Here is a 19,964-nt window from a genome sequence, read left to right as displayed (position 1 = left end):
GGCTAGTTCCTTCCCTTCGTCGGGATCTTGTTGAACGGCACGTCTTTGTCGACGCGGATGTCGCCCGGCAGGCCCAGCACCCGCTCGGCGATGATGTTGCGCATGATCTCGTCGGTGCCGCCTTCGACGCGCGTTCCGGGCGCGCGCAGCAGCATGGCCTGGAAACGTCCGGCGAGCTCACCATCCTCGCCGCTGACGACGCCGCTCGCACCCTGCAAGTCCAGCGCGTAGGTCGCAACGTCCTGGATCATCGAGCCCGCAACCAGCTTGCCGATGGAGTTTTCCGGCCCCGGCCGCTCGCCCTTTGACAGCGCCGAGATCGCACGCATGCTGGTGTATTTCAGCCCGCTCGCCTTCACCGCCCAGTTTGCTAGCTTCGAGCGCACCGCGCGATCCTCGATCGCCGGGCCGTCATCGAGCATCAGACTGGAGCAGTACTCGAACAGCTCCGGAAAGCCGGTCGAGACCGCCGCGCCGATGGCGCTGCGCTCGTTCATCAGCGTGGTCAGCGAGACGTTCCAGCCGTCACCGACCTCGCCGAGGCGCTGGTGGTCGGGGATGCGGACGTTGGTGAAATAGACCTCGTTGAAGTCGGAGGCGCCGCTCGCCTGCTTGATCGGCCGCACCTCGACGCCGGGACTCTTCATGTCCAGGAAGAACATGGTGAGGCCCTTGTGCTTGGGCACGGTCGGATCGGTGCGGGTGAGCAGAATGCCGTAGTCGGAATAATGCGCGCCCGAGGTCCAGATCTTCTGGCCGTTGATCACCCACTCGTCGCCATCCTTCTCGGCGCGGGTGCGCAGACCGGCCACATCAGAGCCGCCGGCGGGCTCGGAGAACAGCTGGCACCAGACCTTCTCGCCGGAGGCGAGCGGCGGCAGATATGTGCGCTTATGCTCCTCGCGCGCGAACGCCATCATAGTCGGCCCACACATGCCGTGGCCGATGATGAACATGCGGGAGAGCTGGCCGAACGGCCCTTCCTCCTGCTGCCAGATCACCCGCTCGATCGGCGAGGCGCCGCGGCCGCCATATTCCCTAGGCCAGTGCAGGCAGGCCCAGCCGGCGTCGGCCTTCTTCTTCTGCCAGGCCTTTGCGACCTGCAGGATGTCGGCGTTCTTGAGCACGGTGCGGCCGAGCGAGGATTTGCGCAGTTCCTCCTCATATTGCTTGGGCGCATTCGCATCGATCCAGGCGCGCGCGGTGGCGCGGAATTCGGCTTCCTGCGGGGTGTCGTCGAAGTTCATGGTTTCATCTCTCTTCCGTCATTCCGGGGCGATGCGAAGCATCGAACCCGGAATCCAGAGGTTATCGTCTCATCTCGAGATTCCGGGTTCGCGCTCCGCGCGCCCCGGAATGACGACAGGAATTTACGCGGCGTTCTTCTTCCGCATCCGGTCGATCAACTGGTCTTCCCAATAAGTCAGGCTGCCGAGCCCCAGCGCCATCGCGTTGGCACGGCGGTAGTACATGTGGCAGTCGAACTCCCAGGTGAAGCCCATGCCGCCGTGGACCTGGATGTTGTTCTTGGCGCAGTGCTGGAACGCCTGCGTCGCGCTGATGCGCGCGGCGGCGGCGGCTTCCGGCAGCTCGGCCGCATTGGTCGAGAGCGCCCAGGCGCCGTAATAGCTGTTGGAGCGCGCCAGCGTCGCCGAGACGTACATGTCCGCCAGCATGTGCTTGACCGCCTGGAACGAGCCGATCTGGCGGCCGAAGGCGATGCGGTCGAGCGCGTAGTCGCGGCCCATCTCCAGCGCACGATCGGCGCCGCCGACCTGCTCGAAGGCGCAGAGCACCGCGGCGCGGTCGAGCACCTGGGTGAGGATGCTCCAGCCTTCGCCGGCAGCGCCGAGCGGCTCGGCTTTGGCGTCCTTGAAGCTGATCTCGGCCTGTCCGCGGGTCGGATCGAGATTGGTGAGGCTCTTCACGTCGACGGCGCCGCCCTTGAGGTCGACCAGGAACAGTGAGATGTCACTCTCGCGCCCGCTCGATCCCGTGCGGGCGGCAACCACCGCGAAGTCGGCGATCGCACCATCGGCAACCGGCTTCTTGACGCCGTTGAGCACGCCGTTCGCAGCCGTCAGCTTGACGTTCTTCGGCGCCGGATTGCCCTTGCCCTCGAACAGCGCCAGTGTGCCGATCGCCTCCCCGGAAGCAATCGCAGGCAGCCATTTCTTCTTCTGCGCATAGCTGCCGGCGATCAGCAGCGCTTCGGCGGCGAGGTACACAGTCGAGGAGAAGGGCACCGGCGCGTTGGCGCGGCCCATCTCCTCCGCGATGACGCAGAGTTCGAGATGGCCGGCACCGGCGCCACCAAATTCTTCGGGAATCGCGACGCCGAGGAAACCCATCTCGGCGAGGCCTTTCCACAGCTCCTTGTCATAGGGCGCCTTGCCGTCGAGCACGACACGCACGGCCTTGGGCGAGCATTTCTCGGCGAGGAACTTGCGCGCCTGGTCGCGGAGCTGCTTCTGGTCGTCGGAGAAGTCGAAGTTCATGGCGGGCTACCTCTTATTCAGTATCATTGAGACCGTCATTCCGGGGCGCGACGAAGTCGCGAGCCCGGAATCCATTCCACCGCGTTAATGCGGCCCGATGGTTTCCGGGTTCGCGCTGCGCGCGCCCCGGAATGACGAATGGAGGGAGTGTCGTCTTCATCGCAGCACGATCACATCTTCGTCCGGCTTCTCCGCATAGAGCCGCTCCACCAGCGCGGCGCGGCGTTCGAGGCCGGCGCGCTGGTTGATGTAGCCCTTGTCGGTGAGCTCGTTGCCGTCGATGGAGGGCGGCTCGACCATCAGCATGGCGCGGGCGATGATACGGCTGCTGGCGCCCTCGCACTCCCGGTTGTGGGCTTCGAGGCCACGACGGAAGCAGGCGATCACCTCGGGATGCTTCACCGCCTCGGCAAAGCTCAGATCAGGATTGCCGACGAGCTGCCGGCAGGCGTGCAGGTTCGGCCAGGCCAAGAGGCCGATGAAGGCGCGGTCCTGTCCCGCAACCAGTGCGTCGTGCACCACCGGCGTTGCGGCGGCGATCGCATCGGTGCGCAGCGAGCCGACATGCACGAAGGTGCCGGTGGTGAGCTTGAAGTCTTCGACGACGCGGCCCGCAAAGATGATGCCCTTGACCGGATCGGTATCGTCGACGAACACGCCGGCATCGCCGATGCAGTAAAAGCCCTCCTCGTCGAACATCTTCCTGGTCAGCTCCGGCTGACCGAAATAGCCCGGCGTGACGTTGACGCCGCGCAGGCGCAGCTCGTATTTCGAGCCGCACGGCACCATCTTCAACTCGACGCCGGGGAACGGCAGGCCGATCAGGCCGACCCGCTCGGTGTCCCAGTAAGTACCGGTCGAGGTCGGAGCGGTCTCGGTCGAACCCCAGCCGGTGTAGAACACGATGCGCTCGCCGGTGGTCTTCACGGCGAGGGCCTGCATGCGCTCATAGAGATCGTCGGGCAACCGCGCTCCGCCATAGGCCATGATCGACAGGTTCTTGAAGAAGGAGCGGCAGAGCGCGTCGTCCTTCTCCATCGCGGCGGCGAGCGCGGCGTAGCCGGCCGGCACGTTGGCGTAATAGGTTGGCGAGATCTCGCGCAGGTTCCGCAGCGTCTCCTCGAACTGGCCCGGCATGGGCCTTCCATCGTCGATGTAGAGCGTGCCGCCATCGACCAGGATCGGGTGGAATGCCGCATTGCCGCCCATGGTGTGGTTCCACGGCATCCAGTCCAGCATGGTCGCGACAGGACCATCGGGCGAACGCGGACGAACCTGCATCATCATCGCCGCATTGGCACACATCATCTCCTGCGTGTTGATGACGGCCTTGGGCATGCCGGTCGAGCCTGAGGTAAACAGCAGCTTGCCGACGGTCTGCGGCGTGATCTGCGCGATCGAGGCCTCGACCTCGGCGGTCACAGGCGTTGCGGCGAGCTCGGCGAAGCTGACGCTTGCGATGCCGTCGCAGGGCCGCGCGACGTGAACCACGGTGACGCCGGTCAGATCGATCGCCCTAAGCGCCTTCTCGAAGGTCGGCCCGTCCTGCACCATCACCACGGCCGGTTTTATCAGGTCGAACAGGTATTTCAGCTTGACGTGATCGTGGCTCATCAGCGAGTAGGCCGGCGACACCGGCGCCGCAGGTGAACGCGCTTGCATCGCGGCCTGCGTCATCAGCGCATGCTCGATCGAATTGCCGGAGAGGATCGTGACGGGCCGGCCGTCGAGCTTGAGATCGAGCAGGCCTTGCGTCAGCGCGTCCACGGTGCGTTTGGCTTCGCCATAAGACACCTTGCGCCATTCGCGGTTCGGACCGCCACGCTGCGCCAGCCAGATGCGCGCGGGCGCTTCCTTCGCCCATTTCGCCAGCGACGCCGGAATGTGCGTCTCGTAAGCCTGCAACGGAATGCGCGACTTCAGCACCACCGTGCCGTCGGCACGACGCTCGACGTCGATGTCGCGCTTGAGCCACTCGACCTTGCGAAAGGCGGGCTTCGTCATCACCGCCGCCGCGCTTCCACTCATTTTGCGTCTCCCGGAATTTCTTGTCCTTGGCGGATCTTCGTCGTTCAGCGCTTGATATAGACAGGCTTTCGCTTCTCAAGGAAGGCCCTGATGCCTTCCGAAAACTCTTCCGAGCGGCTGCACAGGACCTGGTTGCGATCCTCCATCGCGATCGCCGCTTCCAGCGATCCGGCGTCGACGCTCATGTTGAGACATTCCTTGGAGAGCCGCAGGCCCACGGGCGAAGCCGTGATCATCGCCTCGATGTAAGGTTCGGCCGCGTCGTCGAGCTTGTCCTCGTCAACGACCTCGGAGACAAGGCCGACCGCGAGCGCGCGGTCCGCCCCGATGAAGCGCCCGGTGAGGATAAGCTCGGAAGCGATTGAGACGCCGACAAGGCGAGGAAGAAAATAGCTGGTGCCGATGTCGCAGCCGCCGAGCCCGAGCTTGATGAAGGCGCAGTTCATCCGTGCCGATCTCGTCGCAATGCGGATGTCGGACGCCAGCGCTAGCGCAAAGCCGCCACCCGCAGCCGCGCCCTGCACAAGCGTCAGGATCGGTTGCGGACAGCGCCGCATCAGCATCACGATATCTGCAATGCGCCGCTGCGAGTCCAGCGACTCCGTGACCCCAGGCGGTTCCTGCTGCCCGGCCCGGCGCGCCATCGCGGCTTTGAGATCGAGGCCCGCGCAGAAATTCTCGCCGGCGCCTTTCAACACCACCACGCGGGTATCGCGGTTGCGTTGCAGGCCCTGGAAATAGTCGTTGAGCGCATCGATCAGCGCAGGATCGAGCGCGTTGAGATGGTCAGGACGATTGAGCGTCACCCGGTCGACGCCATCGTCGTGCTCGATCAGCAGCGGTTGGGACATGGGGCCTCGTGCATCGGTCGTGAGCCGGACTGCCACCCTCCCCTGGAGGGGGAGGGTCGGCTCACATTGCGCGCAGCGAAATGTGAGACGGGGTGGGGTGACGGTCTCTCCGCGTCGAGACTGCCCGAGTGGAGAGATCACCCCACCCCGCTCGCGCTTCGCGCGATCGACCCTCCCCCTCCAGGGGAGGGTAAGTGCACCGCCTACCGCGGCGCCATGCGGATGGCGCCGTCGAGGCGGATGGTCTCGCCGTTCAGCATCGGGTTCTCGACGATGTGCACCGCGAGCATGCCGTATTCATTGGCATCGCCTAGACGCGAGGGATGCGGCACCTGGGCGCCCAGGCTCTTGCGCGCCTCTTCGTTCAGGCCCATCAGCAGCGGCGTGAAGAACAGGCCGGGCGCGATGGTGTTGACGCGGATCTTCTGGCTGGCGAGATCACGAGCGGCCGGAAGCGTGAGGCCGACGACGCCGCCCTTCGACGCCGAATAGGCAATCTGGCCGATCTGGCCTTCGTAAGCAGCGACCGAGGCGGTGTTGATGATGACGCCCCGCTCTTCGCCGACGGGCTCCGCAGTGACGAGGCGTTCGGCAAACAGCCGCAGGCAATTGAACGTCCCGATCAGGTTGACGTTGATGATGCGCGCGAACTTTTCCAGCGGGTAGACGCCGTCGCGGCCAACGATGCGCTGCGAGCCGCCGATGCCGGCGCAGTTCATCAGCACGCGAGCGACGCCGTGCGCGGCTTCCGCCTTGGCGATCGCGGCCTTGATCTGCTCCTCGCTGGTGACGTCGGCGTGAAGCGCGACGCCCTTCACCTCGGCGGCGACCTTCTCGGCGTTTTCCTTGCTCTGGTCGATCACGCCGATCTTGGCGCCCTTGGCAGCCATGGCGCGGGCGGTCGCGGCACCGAGGCCCGAGCCACCGCCGGTGATGAGAACGGCTACGTCTTTCAACTGCATCGCTTGTACCTTTCCTTGGACGTTTCTTCTCTAGACTTGTGAACAATTGGCCGGACTATCCGGCAGCGACAGCTTCCCCGGCTTGCGTGAGGATGCCGCAGCAGATCAGCGTTTCCATATGCTTGATGTATTGCCGGCAGACGTCGTCGGTAACCGGGCCGACGCCGGTCGCGCGCGACATCGCGTGCCGGCCGAAGAACAGATGATCGCAGGCGCCGATCAGGCTGGTGTAGAACAGCACCGGGTCGGTCCGGCGGAATTCGCCGCGGCTGACGCCCTCGGCCAGCAGGCGGCGATGGAAATCCAAGAGCGGCGCGACGAAGAATTTCGATACTTCATCGGCAGAGCTCCCGCTGGTCTCGTGCAAGAGATAATGGATCAGCCGGTTCATGTAGGGGAAGCGGTGATAGGCGCGGATGATGCCGGCGATGTGCAGCTTCAGCTTCGCCGTCGACGTGATCGGTTGCGCCAAGAGAAACTCGAGATTTGACATCTCCGTCGCGGCGTCGCGCGCCAACAGCGCCAGCAACAGGCCGTCCTTGTTGCCGAAATGATATTTGACCAGCGCGGCGTTGGCGCCTGACTTCTGCGCGATGTCGGACAGGGAGATCTCGATCGAGGAGCGTTCGATCATCAGCTCGCTTGCGGCCACCAGCAATTTCTCTGCCGTGGAATTTTTCCCGCCGGGGAGCCTGTTCGTTACGCTGGTCGCCACGGATATCCCTGTTTGGCCGCTGGAGCGCGCGCAGATAAGCCCAAGCAGCGCCTGATCACAAGAGTTAATTGATCGATTGACTAAACGATAGTCCACCCCTTAAATCCGCCCCCGACAACCCAATCCAGAACAATCAAGGGAGAGACCGAAATGGCCGAGGCTTATATCGTCGCCGCTGCGCGCACCGCCGGCGGGCGCAAGGGGGGCCGCCTCGCCGGCTGGCATCCGGCCGATCTCGCCGCCAAGGTGCTGGACGAGCTGGTCGACCGCACCAAGGCCGATCCCGCCCTGGTGGAGGACGTGATCATGGGCTGCGTGATGCAGGTCGGCGAGCAGTCCAACAACGTCGCGCGCAACGCGATCATGGCCTCGAAGCTGCCGGAGAGCGTGCCGGGCACCTCGATCGACCGCCAGTGCGGCTCCTCCCAGCAGGCACTGCACTTCGCCGCTCAGGCCGTCATGTCCGGTGCGATGGACGTCGTGATCGCGGCCGGCGTGGAGTCGATGACGCGGGTGCCGATGGGCCTGTCCTCGCAGCTGCCGGCCAAGAACGGGTTTGGCAATTACAAGAGCCCGGGCATCGAGAAGAAATATCCGAACATCGTGTTCAGCCAGTTCACCGGCGCGGAGATGATGGCGGAGAAGTACGGCCTCTCCAAGGAGGAGCTCGATAAGTACTCCTACGACAGCCATCAGCGCGCGATCGCAGCGACGCAAGCGGGCCACTTCAAGAAGGAGATCGTGCCGCTCGAGATCACCCGCGCCGACGGCAGCAAGGACACCCACCATATCGACGAAGGCATCCGCTTCGACGTCACGCTCGACGGCATCAAGGGCGTCAAGCTGATCGCCGAGAACGGCAAGCTCTCCGCGGCGAGCGCCAGTCAGATCTGCGACGGCGCTTCGGGCGTGATGGTCGTGAACGAAAAGGGCCTGAAGCAGCTCGGCGTCAAGCCGCTGGCGCGCATCCACCACATGACCATGACCGGCGGCGATCCCGTGATCATGCTCGATGCTCCCTTGCACGCCACCAAGCGCGCGCTGGAGAAGGCCGGCATGAAGATCGGCGACATCGACCTGTTCGAGGTCAACGAGGCCTTCGCCTCGGTGCCGACCGCCTGGCTGAAGACCACCGGCGCCGATCCTGAGCGCCTCAACGTCAACGGCGGCGCCATCGCGCTCGGCCATCCGCTCGGCGGCTCCGGCACCAAGCTGATGACGACGTTGGTCCACGCCCTGCACCAGCGTGGCAAGCGCTACGGCCTGCAGACCATGTGCGAGGGCGGCGGCATGGCGAACGTGACGATCGTGGAACGGCTGTAAGTCGCGGCCACACAAACGGTGTCGTCCCGGACAAGCGCGCCTCAAGCGCGCGCCGATCCGGGATCCATAACCACAGGACGCCGTGGTTATGCTGCGCCGGAGCTCCACCTCGTTTCAACGACCATTTGGTTATGGGTCCCCGCCTCCGCGGGGACGACATCTCGTTTGCCTCGGGACCTGCGCTGATGACTCACCCCTCCATCCACGCCAAGACGACGCCCGACAAGATCGCCTACCGGATGGCGGGCACGGGCAAGGCGATTACCTATCGCGAGCTCGACGAGCTCTCGAACCAGGGCGCGCATCTGTTCCGCTCGCTCGGCCTCAAAGCCGGCGACCACATCGCGCTCCTGATGGAAAACCGCCTCGCCTTCATGGAGATCTGCTGGGCCGCGCAGCGCAGCGGACTCTATTACACCGCCATCAGCCGCTACCTGAAGCAGGACGAGATCGACTACATCGTGAAGGACTGCGGCGCCAAGGTCGTCATCACCACGCCGAAATGCGCCGACCAGATCAAGGGCCTGATCAAGGGCACGGCCGGCGAGCCGATCTTCTACATGATGGACGATCCGCTGCCCGGCTTCCGCTCCTACGACAAGGAAGCCGCCGCGCAGCCGACCACGCCGATTGCCGACGAGGTCGCCGGCTACGACATGCTGTACTCCTCGGGCACCACCGGCCGCCCGAAGGGAATCAAGAAGGCTTTCGAAGGCAACAGGATCGACGTGCCGAACGCCTTCCTGCGCGTGCTCTGCGCCGACATGTGCGGCATGAACGCGGAGAGCACGTACCTCTCGCCGGCGCCGCTCTATCACGCGGCGCCCTTGCGCTTCAATATGATGGCGGTCGTGCTCGGCGGCACCTCCATCATCATGGAGCACTTCGATGCCGAAGAGTTCCTGAAGCTGGTCGAGAAGTACAAGGTGACGCAGTCGCAGCTCGTGCCGACCATGTTCGTGCGCATGCTGAAGCTGCCGGACGAGGTGCGCACCAAATACGACGTTTCCACACTGAAGGGTGCGATCCACGCCGCCGCGCCCTGCCCGATCGACGTCAAGGCCAAGATGATCGAATGGTGGGGTCCGATCCTGATCGAGTATTACGCCGGCTCGGAAGGCAACGGTGTCACCGTCTGCAACTCGCAGCAATGGCTGGAGCACCGCGGCAGCGTCGGCCGCGCCGTGGTCGGCAAGATCAAGATTCTCGACGAGAACGACGAGGAGCAGCCGACGGGCGAGATCGGCACCGTCTATTTCGCCGACGCGCCCGCCTTCACCTACCACAACGATCCCGAGAAGACGAAGAAGGCCTACAATGCCAAGGGCTGGTCGACGCTCGGCGATGTCGGCTATCTCGACAAGGACGGCTTTCTCTATCTCACCGACCGCAAGTCCTACATGATCATCTCCGGCGGCGTGAACATCTATCCGCAGGAGACCGAGGACGTGCTGATCACGCACCCCGAAGTCGCCGATGTCGCGGTGTTCGGCGTGCCGAACGAGGAGATGGGCGAAGAGGTCAAGGCGGTGGTGCAGCCGCACGACATCGGCCGCGCCGGCAAGGCGCTGGAGGCCGATCTGATCGCCTATTGCAAGACCCGCCTCTCCGCCATCAAGTGCCCGCGCTCGATCGATTTCGAAGCCGAGCTGCCGCGCACGCCGACCGGCAAGCTGGTGAAGCGCCACCTGCGCGACAAATACTGGCCGAAGACGGCGGCGAAGATTTGAAGCGCTCTTACCCTCCCCTGGAGGGGGAGGGTCGATGCGCGTGCAGCGAAGCGGAATGCGCAGCGGGGCGGGGTGATCTCTCCACACGAGCACTGCCCGAGTGGAAAGATCACCCCACCCCGGCGCTACGCGCCGACCCTCCCCCTCCAGGGGATGGTGAAGCGGAGATCAATCGAACAAGCTCGGGGTGTGGTTCACCAGCGCGCCCTCGATCTCGAGCATCTTCAGCTTCGTCACCACGCCGCCGTTCGCGGAGAAGCCGCCGGGCTTGTTGCCGGCGGCGAGCACGCGGTGACAAGGCACCACGATCGGGCAGGGATTGCGGCCGAGCGCCTGGCCGACGTCGCGCGACAGCTGGACGCCGCCGAGCTGCTTGGCGATGTCGCCGTAAGTGATCGTCTTCCCGGGCGGGATTGCGCGGGCAATCTCGTAGACGCCGCGGTTGAACTCGGGAACGCCGTCGAGATCGAGCGCGATATCGGTCAGGTCATCGCGCTCGCCGGCGAGCAGTCTCGTCATGCGGTCGATCGCCTGCTGCACCTCGGCGGCCGGCTCAGCTTCGGTGGCGTCCGCATGGCGCTGCTGGATGCGGGTGCGGATCTTCTGGTCTCCGCCCATCGGCAATTGCGTGCCGTTGATGCCGCGCGGACCCCAGGCGATGGCGCAGAGGCCGATGCGGGTGTCGAACAGGGCAAAATGCTGGTCGGTCATGACTTTGGTTCCCGGCTTGCATCTCGTGCAGGCCCCACTTTCATCTCGCGGCAAATCTAGGCTTGGAAATAGTTGCGATCCACCCGGTTTCCGGGAATCTTGCACAGGACATCCAATCTTCACGAGCCCTGAATGCAAAGCCTCCACGTCAACGGTTACGACATGTCCTATCTCGACGTGGGCGAAGACAGAGACCGTCCGCCGCTGGTCTGCGTGCACGGCTCGCTCAACGACTTCCGCGTCTGGGGCTGCGTGCTGGGGCCGTTGACGCAGCGACACCGGGTGATCGCCGTCAGCCTGCGGCACTTCTTCCCGGAGCGCTGGGACGGCGTCGGTGACACCTATTCGATCGCGCAGCATGTCGAGGACGTCATCGCCTTCATCGACAAGCTCGACGTCGGACCGGTCGACCTGATGGGCCATTCGCGCGGCGGGCACATCTGCTTTCGCGTGGCCCAGCAGCGCCCCGATCTGCTGCGACGGCTGGTCCTGGCCGAGCCGGGCGGCGAGCTCGATGCGAGCCTCGATCCGGATTACATCGGCGGGCCCTCGCCGCTGCTGGCGCGCTTCACGGCCTCGGCCGAGAAGATCGCGGCCGGCGATGTCGACGGCGGCCTTGCCGTCTTCGTCGACACGCTGGAGGGCGCCGGCACCTGGCCGCGACTTCCGGCGATGGTGAAGCAGAATCTGCGCGACAACGCGATGACGTTGATCGGCCAGGTTCGCGACAACCGCCCGCCCTTCGCGAAGGCGGATGCGGAGGCTATCAGGATGCCGACGCTGTTCATCCTGGGGGCGCGGACCAAGGGGCTGCTGCCGAAGGTGCTGCATGCGCTGGCCGCGCATGTGCCTTATTCGAAGACGGCTGTCATCCCCAACGCGACGCATCCGATGTTCGAGCAGGCGCCGCAGAAATATTCCGAAGTGGTGCTGGATTTTCTGGCGAGCTGACCATGCAGAGCTTCCGCGTCAACGGTTACGACATGGCCTATCTCGAAGTCGGGGATGGCCATCCGCTGGTCTGCGTGCACGGCACGCTCGGGGATTTCCGCACCTGGTATCCGGTGCTCGGCCCGCTCTCGAAGGCCCATCGCGTCATCTCGGTCAGCCTGCGGCACTTCTTTCCCGAGCATTGGGATGCCGTGGGCGACGACTACAAGATGGCGCAGCACGTCTCGGACGTGATCGCCTTTCTCGAACAGGTCCGGCCAGGACCGGTCGATCTCATGGGCCATTCGCGCGGCGGGCACGTCGCGTTCCGCGTGGCGCAGGCGCGGCCCGATCTGCTGCGCAAGCTGGTGCTGGCCGAGCCCGGCGGCGATCTCGATGCCAGCCTGCCGCTGCCCGAGGGCACGCCCGCGCACCCGTCACTCGCTGCCCGTACCGTGCGCTCGGTCGAGATGATCCGCGCCGGCGACATCGAGGGCGCGCTGCAGAATTTCTACGAGGGTATCGAGGGCGACGGCGCCTGGCGGCGCGTGCCGGCCGCCGCCAAGCAGCAGCTGCGCGACAACGCGCTCACCTTGATCGGGCAGATCAACGAACAACGCCGGCCCTACACGCTCAGCGATGCGCAAGCGATCAGGACGCCGACGCTGCTGATGGGCGGGGGCGCCACCACCGGCAGCCTGTCGGTGATGTGGCGCGTGCTGGCCGCGCACATTGCGGGGGCGAGTACGGCCGAGATTCCGAATGCCGGTCACTGGATGTTCGAGCAGGCCCCGCTGGAGTTCGGCGAGGCCGTGAGCAGGTTCCTGACCGAGTAGGTCCTCACGACTTTCATTTCTCGAAAACAACCCCATGCACAGTAGAGAGCGCCAGCAAAATCAATAGCTTGGCGGTTTGGGATCGAGCAGAGGTTCTATGATACCATTTGACGGCTTTAACGTCCTGCCTTAGGCTCGAATACGGAATTCCGTATTCCTTCATACCCTGCGGAGCTGTCCGGCGTGATCCCTCTCGACCCGCTCCCGAACCTGATCGACCAGGTCTATGCGCGGATCCTGGAAGCGATTTCCGATCGCACGCTTCCGCCCGGCCAGCGCATCCGGCAGAACGAGCTGGCCGACAAGCTCGGGGTATCGCGCCAGCCGGTGTCGCACGCGCTGCATCTGCTGCATCGGCAGGGCCTCGTCGCCGAGAGCGGCAAACGCGGCTTCGAGGTGACCCAGCTCGATCCCGCGCGCATCCGCCAGCTCTACGAGGTGCGTGGGGCCATCGATGCGCTGGCGGCGCGGCTCGCTGCCGAACGGGCAGGACATGATGCGGCCGGCCGCACGCGGCTCGAAGCGGCGCTCGCCGCCGGCCGCCGCATCGACCAAGCTACGACACTGGCCGAGCTCATCGCGCTCGATGTCGATTTTCACCGCGCGATCTATCAACTCGCCGGCAATTCCGCGATCGAGGAGACCATTGCGCCGCAATGGCCGCATATGCGCCGCTCGATGGCGACGGTGCTGTCCGAGCTCGACTATCGCGGCAGCGCCTGGGCCGAACATGCCGATATCGCCGCACGCATTCTCGCCGGCGACGCGAAGGCGGCCGAACGCGCAGCGCTCGCGCATGCGCAGACGGCAGGACGGATGACCGAGGAGAGATTGAGGGCGACGGACGAGGCGGCGTAGCCACAGCCACCGTCATTCCGGGGCGATGCGCAGCATCGAGCCCGGAATCCATCAGGCGGCAGAGACTGCGGACGAATGGATTCCGGGCTCGTGCTTCGCACGCCCCGGAATGACAACAAGAACAAAACCAAGAAGGACGACCCATGAAACTGTCTCACGAGCAATTGGACTTCTTCCACCGCGAGGGCTGGCTGTTCCTGCCCGAGCTGTTCGCCCAAGAGGAGGTCGACCTGCTCGCGCGCGAGGCGGTCGGCATCTACGATGCCAACCGGCCCGAGGTCTGGCGCGAGAAGAGCGGCGCGCCACGCACGGCCTTTGCCGCGCATCTCTATAACCAGGCGTTCGGCATATTGGGCGCGCATCCGCGCATGATCGAACCGGTCGAGCAGGTGTTCGGCGAGCCGGTCTACATGCACCAGTTCAAGATCAACGCGAAATCGGCCTTCACCGGCGACGTCTGGCAATGGCACCAGGATTACGGCACCTGGAAGCGCGACGACGGCATGCCGGAGCCGCGGGCGATGAACATCGCGATCTTCCTCGACGAGGTGATGCCGATCAACGGCCCCCTGATGCTGGTGCCGCGCAGCCAGAACGCCGGAGATCTCGAAGCCTCGCACGACCTCGCCACCACATCCTACCCGCTGTGGACGCTGGACGAGGACACCGTGACGCGCCTCGTCGCGCAGGGCGGCATCGTCGCGCCCACCGGCAAGCCCGGCGGCATGCTGATGTTCCACGGCAATCTCGTGCACGGCTCCAGCGGCAACATCACGCCGTATCCGCGCAAGATCGTGTATCTGACGCTGAACGCGGTCTCGAACTACATCCGCAAGCCCACGCGGCCGGACTACATCGCGCATCGCGATTTCACGCCGATCAAGCCGGTGGAGGACGATGCGCTGCTGCGGCTGGCAAGGGCACCGCGGCAGGCGGCGGAGTAACCTGTCATTCCGGGGCGCGCGCAGCGCGAGCCCGGAATCCATTAAGCCGCAGAGATCGTGGATGAATGGATTCCGGGCTCGCGCTGCGCGCGCCCCGGAATGACGAGCTTTGATCGTTGCACCGACGGATTTCAAACATGAATCTCTTCCGCCTCCTCCAGGCCCGTGCCTCCGCCGGCAAGCCGGTCCGTGTCGCATTGATCGGCGCCGGCAAGTTCGGCTCGATGTTCCTCTCACAGGTGCCGCACACCCCGGGGCTGGAGGTGCCTGTCATCGTCGACATCGACCGCGACCGCGCGCGTGAGGCCTGCCGCACCGTCGGGTGGGACGCGGAGCGCATTGCCGCGACCGTCTTCACCGAGGACGGCGTGCGCGCCATCGACGGCGCCATCGACGTGGTGGTGGAGGCGACCGGCAATCCTGCCGTCGGCATCAAGCATGCGCGCGCTGCGATCGCGGCGAGCAAGCATATCGTGATGGTCAATGTCGAGGCCGACGTGCTGGCGGGCCCGCTGCTCGCCGAGGAAGCGCGAAAGGCGGGCGTGGTCTATTCGCTCGCCTATGGCGACCAGCCGGCGCTGACCGCCGAGATGGTCGACTGGGCGCGCGCCACCGGCTTTCGGGTCGTCGCGGCCGGCAAGGGGACGAAATACCTGCCGGCCTATCACGACGTGACGCCTGATGGCGTCTGGCAGCATTACGGTCTCACGGCCGGCGAGGCGCAATCGGCCGGCATGAATCCGCAGATGTTCAACTCCTTCCTCGACGGCACCAAATCGGCGATCGAGATGGCCGCGATCGCCAACGCCTGCGGGCTCGACGTGCCCGCAGACGGCCTGCTGTTTCCGCCCTGCGGCGTCGACGACCTCCCGCATATCATGCGGCCGCGTTCGCGCGGCGGTGTGCTGGAGCGGTCCGGCGTCGTGGAGGTGGTCTCCTCGCTCGAACGCGACGGCCGGCCGGTGTTTCGCGACCTGCGCTGGGGTGTCTATGTGGTGCTGGAGGCTCCGAACGACTATGCCGCCGATTGCTTCAGGCAATACGGCCTCAAGACCGACGGGAGCGGACGCTATGCCGCGATGTACAAGCCCTATCACCTGATCGGGCTCGAACTGAACATCTCGATCCTGTCGGCCGCGCTGCGGGGCGAGCCGACCGGACAGCCTCACGGCTTCCGCGGCGACGTCGCGGCAGTTGCAAAGCGGAACCTGCGCGCGGGCGAAACGCTCGACGGCGAGGGCGGCTACACGGTCTGGGGCAAGCTGGTGCCGGCGGCTGCGAGCCTGAAAACCAGTGCGCTGCCGATCGGGCTGGCGCACCGGCTCAAGCTGAAGCACGACGTCGCCCATGGCGAGATCGTGCGCTGGAGCGACGTCGCGTTCGACGCCAATGACGAGACGATCAGGACGCGCAAGGCAATGGAGGCGGCGTTCGCAACGTCCGGAGCGTCGTCATGATCACGCGTTCCCATTCACGGGAAAGCGCTTCATTCACCGATTGATTACGTTACCGGGCAAGGAGTCGCCCCTTCGATCGATCCTGGTTTAGTATCCGGACAAGCAGATGATTCAGTCCGGTTCCGAACAGAGCAATCCATGAGCGAGCGGCAGACCCTTTCGACCGGCAGCGACAGCGCCGCCCCGAGCGAGAGACCCGAGCCGCCCATCCCCAGATTTGCCGCCAGGCATGGTAACACGGCGCAGATCACCTCTGCCGTGGTGGCGGCGATTGCCCTGATTTTCGTCGCCTATCAGGTCTGGAGCATCCGCGCCAACGCGCGGGTCGCGACGGCCCGGCAGGTCTACATGTCCTACAGCGAGTCCCTGCTGCGCTACCCCAGCCTGGTCGAGCCGGATCTGCCGAAGCTGCGGGCCGATCCCGAGGAATGGGTGCGCTACAAGAATTTCGTCGCGCACATGCTGTTTGCCTATGACGAGATTCTCGGCGTCTATGACGAACCGGAGTGGCGACGCAGCTTCGAGGAAGACGTCAGGTTTCACCTGCCGTACATCTGCGGCGACATGCCGGCGGCGCTCGACGACACGTATTTCCGCAAGATGCGCGAGTTGTTGAAGAAGGAGAGGGCCAAATGTGCCCGCGCTGCGCCGAAGTCATAACCGGCGCAGCGCGTTCAGACGAGGTCGTGGTCCCGGCTTCGTGCCGCGGTCTCCCCGCTCTCCCCCCGCAGGCGGGGCGCACCGTCTTCGTAGTATCAGTTACGGCAGCAATCGCTCCGCCTTTGCCTGCCGGAACCACTTCCGGAACATGTCCTCGGTGTCCATCATCTCGGTGAAGCCGGCGCGGTTGATCTTCACGGTGGACACGATCGACGGTGGGCCGGACTCGGTCTGACCGTAGCGCATGCTGTAGTCGGCGTATTGGAACGAGAGGCCGACGAAGTCGGCGAGGTCGGGCGAAACGAGATTGCGCTTGTGCCGGATCGCGTCCCAGGGTTCGGCCCAATCGGCCGAGGCTTTCGCCAGCGACAGCGGCACGGCCTTGCCGGGCTTCATCTCGAGCGCGTCCGCGACCGCGGGCCAGATGTTCTCCCAGGTGAAGACGTCGCCATTGGTGACGTTGAAGGCTTCGTTTTGAGCCACCTTGGCCTCGCCTGACCAGGCGATTGCGCGGGCGAGGAGATCGACGTCGACGGCCTGCGACACCCGCGGTGCGCCGCCGGGATAATCGAGCGGTCGCCCCTGCTCGCGCAGCATCGCAGCGTAGACGCCCAGCGGCGGGATCAGGTCCATGGCGCCGCCCATGGCGAGCCCGACGATCAACACCGGGCGCAGAATGGTCCAATGCCACGCCTTGCCGGCTTGGAGTTTGCGCAGGAAATCTTCCTGCGCCCAGTAGAAATTCGGCTGCTCGTACATTTCGGAGCGGCCTTCGCGTGCCGGCACCGTCAGCGGGCGGACGTGGACCCCGTAGGCCTTCGTGCCCTGCAGCAGCGCGACGTGCCTGAGCTCCGGCGCGGCCGGCTCGAGCACGCCCATCAGATTGCGCAGCATCTGATCGTTGATCCTGATCTGCTGCGCGTCGCGCCAGCCGTCGACGAGTTGCGGCGCCTCGTAGAGCGCGGCGTAAACCAGATGGGTGGCGCCGTTCAGCTCCGCCGCCGCACGGCGGCAATCGGCGTCGCTGGTGAGATCGACCGGCACGTGGCGCGCACCATGAAGATCGCGCGGCTTGCGCCGCGACAACGCCACAACCTCGCAGCGATCGGACGCGCAGAAGTGTCGCAACGCAGCGTTGCCGACCAGACCGGTTGCGCCGGCGACCACGACCTTCTTGCCAGCCATGTACGGTGTCCCCTTCTCGTTGCCCAATCCGCTAGCAGGTTGCGGACGGGGCCGACTTGCGTCTGGCCGGCGTTCGCACTTGCGAGCAGGCCATGAGGCTTGATTATCGCAGGACGACCGGTCATCCTCGCCGGCGGAACCGCAACGATCGGACTTCCAACAAAAAGAGCCCGTCAGGGCCGTTCGGAAACGCTAGCAAGCCTCAAGCAAACAACATCGAGCCTCGGCGAAGACAAGACGACAGCAAGATCGTTCCCCGGGTCGAAGCATCGGCACAATGGAGGGTACGCATGAAACGTCGTGAATTTCTCAAGGTAACGGGCGCAGGCCTTGCTGCAAGCGCAGCGGTTGCTTCGCCGGCTGTCGCGCAGTCTATGCCAGAGGTGAAATGGCGGCTGGCGGCGAGCTGGCCGAAATCGCTGGATACGCTCTACGGCGGCTGCGAGTATTTCTGCAAGCGAGTCGCGGAGATCACCGACAACAAATTCCAGATCCAGCCCTTCGCAGCCGGCGAAATCGTCCCGGGCCTTCAAGTGCTCGACGCGGTGTCGAACGGCACGGTCGAGATGGGCAATACCGCGCTCTACTATTACTGGGGCAAGAATCCGGCCTTCACCTTCGGGACATCGCTGCCCTTCGGCCTCAATACGCGCCAGCATATTTCCTGGCTGATATGGGGCGGCGGTCAGGAGATGCTGAACGATCTGCTGAAGGAGCACAAGGCGATCGGCGTCCCCACGGGCTCGACCGGAGCCCAGATGGGCGGCTGGTTCCGCAAGGAGATCAAGACTGTCGATGATCTCAAGGGCCTGAAATTCCGCGTCGGCGGTTTCGCCGGCACCATCATCTCCAAGCTGGGCGGCGTGCCGCAACAGATCGCGGCCGGCGACATCTATCCCGCGCTGGAGAAGGGCACGATCGACGCCGCCGAGTGGGTTGGACCGTATGACGACGAGAAGCTCGGCTTCGTCAAGGTCGCGAAGTACTATTATTATCCCGGCTGGTGGGAAGGCACCGGTCAAGGCCACAACATCATGAACCTCGAGAAGTGGAACGCGCTGCCGAAGTACTACCAGGCCGCCATCAGCACGGCATCGCTGGACACCTTCACCTGGGTGACGGGCAAGTACGATGCGGTGAACCCGCCCGCGCTGAAGCGGCTGATGGCATCAGGCGCGATCCTGAAGCCGTTCCCGCAGGAAGTGCTCGAAGCCTGCTATGGCGCAGCCAACGAGATCTACGCCGATCTCGCCAAGAGCAACCCGCATTTCGGCAAGATGTATGCGAGCCTCACTGCCTTCCGCAGCGAGTCACTCGCGTGGATGCAGGTGGCCGAGCTCAGCTTCGACACCTTCATGATGCGGATGCGGACGAGGACGTAGCCCCATCGAGCGACGAAACGACGAAAGCCCCGGAGATGTCTCCGGGGCTTTCTTGTTTGAGGGCAGAATGCTCGTGCCCCGGACGCAGCGCAGCATCGTCTGGCGGTGCGCTGCAGAGCCGGGGCCATGCTAGAATTCGCGGCTCTCTGGGTTCCGGCTCTGCGCAGCAGCGTTACACGCTGCAGCGCATCCGGGACACGAAGATCGACGTCCTCAATTCTCGTCATCACCGAGCGCCGCAATCAGCTTGTCGTAATACCGGGCGACGAGATCGATGTTGCTCTTGTGCTCGACCTCGAGCGCCGGCGTCTTCAGCGCCTCACTGAGCTCATCGAGCGCTTCCTTTTTGTCCTTGGCGGGCATTTTCTTGTCGGCCTGGATCTGCGCGATCTGCGCCTTGATGACGGCTTCCGGGCCGACATATTTCTTGGTCGCGGGATCGAATCCGCCGAGCACGAGGCTGATGTTGTCGATGACGTTTTCGTAGTCGTCGTAGCTGGCAAAGCCGTGCTTCCTGGCGATCTCCTCGACCTGCGCCATCACCTTCTGGTCGGGCGCAGCATTCTCCGGAAGCTTTTCCGTGATTGCATCCATGTCCTTCTGCGCGGCGAGCACGCCGTCGAGCTGTTTGTCGGTGAGCGCAATCTGCTTCAACGCGGGCGCCTGCTGCTGCGCCGGCTCCGCCGGCTGCGCGGGCGCTGACTGCTTGGCCTGCGCGAGAGCGGCGTCGGACGCAGCCAGCGACACAGCGGACAGCAGGCACGCAACGCTCAGCGCTGCGAGGGCGGGACGAAGCAATGCTGGCATGGAAGTCTCCTCGGATCTCGGGGTGGCAGTTTTCGCGGCCGGGGTCTCGATTATCGGCCTGGGCGTGAATGCCCCCTGAACTCGCGC

Annotated in this window: 18 protein-coding genes; 9 read left to right on the top strand and 9 right to left on the bottom strand. The window is 64.9% G+C overall.

The genetic code is table 11. From position 1 onward, the window contains the following. Positions 1 to 2: 2 nt before the first annotated feature. The 6 genes from AC3WLX_RS27900 to AC3WLX_RS27875 form a co-directional block, all read right to left on the bottom strand. Positions 3 to 1,247: an acyl-CoA dehydrogenase gene (locus AC3WLX_RS27900; protein ID WP_492338372.1), complete on the bottom strand. Its 1,245-nt coding sequence runs from the start codon at positions 1,245 to 1,247 to the stop codon at positions 3 to 5. 123 nt (positions 1,248 to 1,370) lie between these two features. Continuing rightward, positions 1,371 to 2,498, bottom strand: coding sequence for an acyl-CoA dehydrogenase family protein (locus AC3WLX_RS27895; protein ID WP_492338371.1), 1,128 nt, complete (start codon positions 2,496 to 2,498; stop codon positions 1,371 to 1,373). Positions 2,499 to 2,654: 156 nt separating this feature from the next. Continuing rightward, positions 2,655 to 4,526 carry an AMP-binding protein gene (locus AC3WLX_RS27890; protein WP_492338370.1) on the bottom strand — a complete coding sequence of 624 codons (1,872 nt, stop codon included), beginning with the start codon at positions 4,524 to 4,526 and terminating at the stop codon, positions 2,655 to 2,657. A gap of 44 nt (positions 4,527 to 4,570) precedes the next feature. After that, complete coding sequence (locus AC3WLX_RS27885) at positions 4,571 to 5,377, bottom strand: enoyl-CoA hydratase/isomerase family protein (RefSeq protein WP_492338369.1); 807 nt, start codon at positions 5,375 to 5,377, stop codon at positions 4,571 to 4,573. Between the two features lie 203 nt (positions 5,378 to 5,580). After that, complete coding sequence (locus tag AC3WLX_RS27880) at positions 5,581 to 6,339, bottom strand: SDR family NAD(P)-dependent oxidoreductase (RefSeq protein WP_025033612.1); 759 nt, start codon at positions 6,337 to 6,339, stop codon at positions 5,581 to 5,583. 55 nt (positions 6,340 to 6,394) lie between these two features. Further along, complete coding sequence (locus AC3WLX_RS27875; RefSeq protein WP_492338368.1) at positions 6,395 to 7,054, bottom strand: TetR family transcriptional regulator; 660 nt, start codon at positions 7,052 to 7,054, stop codon at positions 6,395 to 6,397. 150 nt (positions 7,055 to 7,204) lie between these two features. On the opposite strand from AC3WLX_RS27875, the gene AC3WLX_RS27870 reads away from it, so the two are divergent. Further along, positions 7,205 to 8,377, top strand: a complete 1,173-nt coding sequence (locus tag AC3WLX_RS27870) for an acetyl-CoA C-acetyltransferase (RefSeq protein WP_492338367.1) — start codon at positions 7,205 to 7,207, stop codon at positions 8,375 to 8,377. A gap of 185 nt (positions 8,378 to 8,562) precedes the next feature. After that, entirely contained in the window at positions 8,563 to 10,107 is a 1,545-nt protein-coding gene (locus AC3WLX_RS27865) for an acyl-CoA synthetase (RefSeq protein ID WP_492338366.1), read from the top strand. Positions 10,108 to 10,275: 168 nt separating this feature from the next. Here AC3WLX_RS27865 and AC3WLX_RS27860 read toward each other — a convergent pair whose 3' ends face one another. After that, entirely contained in the window at positions 10,276 to 10,818 is a 543-nt protein-coding gene (locus tag AC3WLX_RS27860) for a methylated-DNA--[protein]-cysteine S-methyltransferase (RefSeq protein ID WP_492338365.1), read from the bottom strand. Between the two features lie 132 nt (positions 10,819 to 10,950). Here AC3WLX_RS27860 and AC3WLX_RS27855 point away from each other — a divergent pair, with 132 nt between their 5' ends. From AC3WLX_RS27855 to AC3WLX_RS27830, 6 genes are all read left to right on the top strand, one after another. Next, entirely contained in the window at positions 10,951 to 11,769 is an 819-nt protein-coding gene (locus AC3WLX_RS27855) for an alpha/beta fold hydrolase (RefSeq protein WP_492338364.1), read from the top strand. A 2-nt stretch (positions 11,770 to 11,771) separates the two neighbouring features. Then, the gene (locus tag AC3WLX_RS27850; protein WP_492338363.1) at positions 11,772 to 12,584 is read left to right on the top strand and encodes an alpha/beta fold hydrolase; all 813 of its coding nucleotides are present in this window, start codon (positions 11,772 to 11,774) and stop codon (positions 12,582 to 12,584) included. A 183-nt stretch (positions 12,585 to 12,767) separates the two neighbouring features. Then, positions 12,768 to 13,442, top strand: coding sequence for a GntR family transcriptional regulator (locus AC3WLX_RS27845; RefSeq protein WP_492338362.1), 675 nt, complete (start codon positions 12,768 to 12,770; stop codon positions 13,440 to 13,442). 143 nt (positions 13,443 to 13,585) lie between these two features. Beyond that, complete coding sequence (locus AC3WLX_RS27840) at positions 13,586 to 14,386, top strand: phytanoyl-CoA dioxygenase family protein (protein ID WP_492338361.1); 801 nt, start codon at positions 13,586 to 13,588, stop codon at positions 14,384 to 14,386. A gap of 137 nt (positions 14,387 to 14,523) precedes the next feature. After that, positions 14,524 to 15,843 carry an NAD(P)H-dependent oxidoreductase gene (locus tag AC3WLX_RS27835; protein WP_492338360.1) on the top strand — a complete coding sequence of 440 codons (1,320 nt, stop codon included), beginning with the start codon at positions 14,524 to 14,526 and terminating at the stop codon, positions 15,841 to 15,843. Between the two features lie 138 nt (positions 15,844 to 15,981). Beyond that, positions 15,982 to 16,503 (top strand): hypothetical protein, encoded by a 522-nt coding sequence (locus AC3WLX_RS27830; protein WP_291628492.1) that lies wholly within the window; start codon positions 15,982 to 15,984, stop codon positions 16,501 to 16,503. A 99-nt stretch (positions 16,504 to 16,602) separates the two neighbouring features. On the opposite strand, the gene AC3WLX_RS27825 is transcribed toward AC3WLX_RS27830, so the two are convergent. After that, positions 16,603 to 17,688, bottom strand: a complete 1,086-nt coding sequence (locus AC3WLX_RS27825; protein WP_492338359.1) for an NAD-dependent epimerase/dehydratase family protein — start codon at positions 17,686 to 17,688, stop codon at positions 16,603 to 16,605. Between the two features lie 290 nt (positions 17,689 to 17,978). On the opposite strand from AC3WLX_RS27825, the gene AC3WLX_RS27820 reads away from it, so the two are divergent. Continuing rightward, positions 17,979 to 19,070, top strand: coding sequence for a TRAP transporter substrate-binding protein (locus AC3WLX_RS27820; protein ID WP_291628495.1), 1,092 nt, complete (start codon positions 17,979 to 17,981; stop codon positions 19,068 to 19,070). A 213-nt stretch (positions 19,071 to 19,283) separates the two neighbouring features. Here the strand turns inward: AC3WLX_RS27820 and AC3WLX_RS27815 are convergent, their stop codons facing one another. Further along, the gene (locus tag AC3WLX_RS27815; protein WP_492338358.1) at positions 19,284 to 19,877 is read right to left on the bottom strand and encodes a hypothetical protein; all 594 of its coding nucleotides are present in this window, start codon (positions 19,875 to 19,877) and stop codon (positions 19,284 to 19,286) included. Positions 19,878 to 19,964 lie beyond the last annotated feature (87 nt).

The organism is Bradyrhizobium sp. FW305-F6, from assembly GCF_058782905.1.
This window is presented reverse-complemented; position numbering and strand designations above follow the sequence as displayed.